4 protein-coding genes and 1 pseudogene are annotated in these 4,513 nt (G+C 61.7%); all 5 read right to left on the bottom strand.

What is annotated here, in order from left to right:
* Positions 1-1,071, bottom strand: a 1,071-nt coding sequence (locus L9Z73_RS25890) for an AAA family ATPase (RefSeq protein ID WP_247407239.1), incomplete at its 3' end; no start/stop codon positions are given.
* Between the two features lie 10 nt (positions 1,072-1,081).
* Positions 1,082-2,182 carry a 3-dehydroquinate synthase gene (aroB, locus tag L9Z73_RS25885; protein WP_247407237.1) on the bottom strand — a complete coding sequence of 367 codons (1,101 nt, stop codon included), beginning with the start codon at positions 2,180-2,182 and terminating at the stop codon, positions 1,082-1,084.
* A 125-nt stretch (positions 2,183-2,307) separates the two neighbouring features.
* On the bottom strand, positions 2,308-2,826 hold the full coding sequence (aroK, locus tag L9Z73_RS25880; protein WP_024072964.1) for a shikimate kinase AroK: 519 nt from the start codon (positions 2,824-2,826) through the stop codon (positions 2,308-2,310).
* 4 nt (positions 2,827-2,830) lie between these two features.
* A pseudogene (locus L9Z73_RS25875) lies at positions 2,831-4,084 on the bottom strand (type IV pilus secretin PilQ); the annotation flags it as partial.
* Between the two features lie 141 nt (positions 4,085-4,225).
* The coding region (locus L9Z73_RS25870; RefSeq protein WP_247407235.1) for a pilus assembly protein PilP at positions 4,226-4,513 on the bottom strand (288 nt) is incomplete at its 5' end.

Below are 4,513 nucleotides of genomic sequence, written 5' to 3'. Positions count from 1 at the left end.
GGTCGGCGGTGTGGCACTGGAGCCTTCTACCGGCACGCCGTCGTCGCCTTCGGAGATACCGCCTGCTTCTTCGGCGAGCGGGCCGCGCATGACAGGCTGGCCGACCATCGGCAGGCTGGTCGGTTGGCCGGAGTTGGCGAATTCGACATTTGGTGTCGGTTTACCCAGTGGCAACTGCGCCTGTTCGGTTGGCGCGCCGGCAGTGGTCGGTGCCTTGCTGCGACCCGGGATCAACCAGGCGGCGGCGACAGCGACCACGACAACGGCGGAAATAGCCAATACGTGCTTCTTAGGCATAGTGAACCCCATCTTTGGACGCTTAACCGCAGAGCGGCTGGCAATCATGGCTTCGATCATGGCATCCCGGGCGACCTGATTGATGGTGCCAGGCCAGCCGTCGGAGCTTTCGTGAATATCAGAGATCTGCTGAGCGGAAAAAAGTTCGATGCCCTGCCCGGCGCCTTCGAGACGTTGCGCCAGGTATTCGCGGGTTTCTTCCTCTTCATACGGCTGCAATTCGATGACGTGGAACAGCTCCTGCTCGCCGCTGATCTGCTCCAGAGCGGCGATCAGGGACGATTCACCGAACAGGAACACATGGGGGCGACCTTCGGGCGTGCCCGCCGCCAGCGCCAGCAGCGCTTCGAGGGCCGATTCGTCAAGCTGCTCGGCGTCATCCACCAGCAGGTAGACTTCCTGGCCGGTCAGGCCCAGTTGCACCACTTGCTTGAGGATCGCATTCGGCTCGGCGCTGGAAACATTCAGGGCCTGGGCCACCTGGCGCAGCACGCCCGCCGCATCACCGGCGCCACGGGCCGACACCACCACGCTTTGGACCGATTGCTTGTTGGTGCTGGCGACCAGCGCCTGGCGCAACAGGGTCTTGCCACTGCCCAACGGGCCGGTGACGACCAGCAACAGCTGGCTGTAGCGCGCGAGGTGATGCAACTGCCCGAGCACCGGTTTGCGCTGCGCAGGGAAAAATTTGAAACCAGGTACCCGTGGAGCAAAGGGGTCGTGGCTTAACTGGTAATGGCCGAGGAACGCCTCGTCGGCATGCAAACTAGTCATCGGGCTCTTATTAACCTTTAAGCTGGGCCAGGGCGCGGTAATCCGCTCCCAGCGTGGCCTGTAAAATCTCTTTCGGATAATCGTCGGTCACCACCGCTTCGCCTATGCGACGCAGCAGCACCAGTCGCAGTCGACCGTCGATCACTTTCTTGTCTATCGCCATATGTTCGAGGAAATCCGCCTCGGTCATCTCCTGAGGCGGGATCACCGGCAATCCGGCGCGCTGGAACAGGCGGATGCCACGATCCCGCTCCTGAGCGCTGATCCAGCCCAGGCGTTGCGACATCTCCAATGCCATCACTGTGCCAGCCGCTACAGCTTCCCCATGCAACCACACACCATAGCCCATGTGCGTTTCGATCGCATGGCCGAAGGTGTGGCCCAGGTTCAAGGTGGCCCGAACACCGGACTCCCGTTCGTCGGCATTCACCACCAGCGCCTTGGCGGCGCAGGAACGCGAGATCGCCTCGGTCAACGCCACCTGCTCGAGCGCGCGCAGGGCGTCGACATGTTCTTCCAGCCAGGTCAGGAACGGTTCGTCACAGATCAGCCCGTACTTGATGACTTCCGCCAAGCCCGCCGACAGTTCGCGCGGTGGCAGGGTGTTGAGGGTCGCGGTGTCGATCAGCACGGCCTGGGGCTGATAGAACGCGCCCACCATGTTTTTGCCCAGCGGATGGTTGATGCCGGTCTTGCCACCCACCGACGAATCGACCTGGGACAGCAGGGTGGTCGGCACCTGGATGAAATCCACGCCGCGCTGGTAACAGGCGGCTGCAAAACCGGCCATGTCACCAATCACGCCGCCACCGAGGGCGACCACGGTGGTGCGCCGATCATGGCGTGCGGCCAGCAGGCCATCGAAAATCAGTTGCAGGGTTTCCCAGTTCTTATGGGCTTCGCCGTCGGGCAGCACCACGGAGATCACCGAATACGCCGCCAGGCTACGGCTCAGACGCTCAAGATACAGCGGCGCGACCGTTTCATTGGAGATGATCGCCACTTGCCGACCGGCAATATGCGGTGCGAGCAACTCGGGTTGGTCCAGCAGACCTTCGCCAATATGGATCGGATAGCTGCGCTCGCCTAGATCAACCTTAAGTGTCTGCATGTGTCCCCGCGTTGAAGATGTATTAACGACCGGCAATGTCGCGATCCGACGTCGCCTGATGGCTCTACGCCACACCCCACAGGGTGATAGCGCGCCGCCGAGAATAGCGCATTTCGGGCCTGGCTTTAACGGGGTGGCAGCCGTTGCAGGCGCTCAAGAATGTCGAGCACCACCATCCGAGGTGGCCGCTCATCGGTTTCCACCACCAGATCGGCGATTTCCCGATACAGCGGATCGCGCAGCGCCAGCAGATCCCGCAGGGTTTTCGCCGGGTCGGCGGTGCGCAGCAGTGGGCGATTGCGATCGCGTGCGGTGCGCCCCACCTGCTGCTCGACCGACGCATGCAGATAGACCACCCGACCACCGGCATGCAGTGCCCGGCGGTTCTCCTCACGCATCACGGCACCGCCGCCGGTCGCCAAGACCACGCCGTCGCAGCCGCACAGCTCGGCAATCATCGCCTGCTCACGGTCACGAAAGCCCAGTTCGCCTTCCTTATCGAAGATCCACGGGATATTGGCGCCCGTGCGCAATTCAATTTCCTTATCGGAGTCTTTGAATGGCAGGCGCAGCTCTTTGGCCAGCAAACGGCCGATGGTGCTTTTTCCAGCGCCCATCGGTCCTACAAGAATCAAATTTCGCACAGAATCAACGACTCACAGCAATCGCCTGGTTATTCATAATACGCGGAGTCAGGAATACCAGCAGCTCGGATTTTTTCTCCGCCAGCACATCGCGCCGGAAAAGGCGGCCAAGATACGGCACATCGCCCAAAAATGGCACTTTATCTACCACTTTGCTTTGGGTATTGGAGAAAACCCCGCCAATAACAATGGTCTCGCCATCCCTGACCAGCACCTTGGCGTTGACCTCGTTTTTCTTGATCGGCGGTACGTCGTTGAGTTTGTTCAGATAATCCGGCTCATCCTTGGTGACTTTCACCTCCATGATCACGCGGTCGTCAGGCGTGATTTGCGGGGTGACTTCCAGGGACAGCGACGCCTCCTTGAACGACACCGAGGTGGCGCCGCTGGAGCTGGATTCCTGGTAGGGAATCTCGGTGCCCTTGAGGATGCGCGCAGTTTCCTTGTCGGACGTGACCACCTTGGGCTGCGAGACGATCTCGCCGTTGCCGGTTTTCTCCATGGCGGTCAGTTCCAGGTCCAGCAGCAGGTTGTCGGTGATAAACGCGATACCCAAGCCAGAGGTGCCGGTGAGCGCGCCCAAGTCGACGAAGGGCGCACTGGGCGGATTGTCCACAGGCTCCGTCCCCGGCGCCGGGGGTTGCTGGATACCACCGGCGCCCCAGTTACCGCGATTGACCTGCCCTCCCCAGCGCACGCCCAGGCTTTTGTCGTAGTCGACATTGGCCTCGACAATCCGCGCTTCGATCATCACCTGGCGCACCGGAATGTCCAACTGCGCCACGATGCGCCGCAGCTCGTCCAGGCGTTCGCCGGTCTGGTAGGCAATGATGTTATTGGTGCGGTCATCCACCGCCACCGACCCGCGCTCATCGGTGGTGCCTTCCAGGCCCGTCACCGACTGGAACAACTTGGCCAGGTCCGCAGCCTTGGCGTAATTGACCTGCAGCAGCTCGCGACGCAATGGCGCCAGTTCGGCCATCTGCTTGCGCGCCTCCAGCGTCAGCAGTTCGCGCGCGGCCAACTCTTCGGCGGGCGCCACCAACAGCACGCCGGCCTTTATTCGCTTGTCCAGCCCCTTGCTTTGCAACACCAGGTCCAGCGCCTGATCCCAAGGCACGCCCTTGAGCCGCAGGGTGATCGAACCTTGCACATCGTCGCTGGCGACCAGGTTCAGGCCCGCCACATCGGCAATCTGCTGCAATACAGCGCGCAGCTCGATGTTCTGGAAGTTGAGGTTCAGCTTGTCGCCGGTATAGGTGCCTGATGCCGCACTGCCGGGAGGCGGCAGTTGGATCAGATCCACACGATTGGGCACAGCAGCAGCCATCGGTGCCGTGAACGCTATCCATAGCGCCACACCGAAGGACGAGAAAGTCCTTTTCATTGTTTGATTCCGTTATGAGTTGACGTTTAGCACGAGGGTTCGCGGGCGCTCCAGCCATGCACCCTGTTCATCGGGAAACAACTCGACCAATTCGACATGGCCTTCATCAATTGCTGTGACCCGACCGTGGTCCGGCCCCAGGTAATCGCCGACTGCCAGCCTGTGGACGGTGGTCGCGGCACGTAGCAGGGCGAAGGTTTGCATGCCTCGGGACAGCGTGCCGACCATTTCGAACTGGTCGACGGCGATACCTTCCAGGGCTCCGCGGGCGCGGTCGGGGTCTGGCGCGAGCGCGGGCCG

It is taken from the genome of Pseudomonas emilianonis, from assembly GCF_023072625.1.
GTDB classification, from domain to species: Bacteria; Pseudomonadota; Gammaproteobacteria; order Pseudomonadales; family Pseudomonadaceae; genus Aquipseudomonas; species Aquipseudomonas paraveronii.
Note: the sequence above shows the minus strand (reverse complement) of the source record. Positions and strands in the feature narration are given on the sequence as shown.

Coding starts and splice junctions, on each gene's coding strand:
- aroB (WP_247407237.1), bottom strand. CDS start 2,182: ATGCAGACACTTAAGGTTGATCTAGGCGAGCGCAGCTATCCGATCCAT.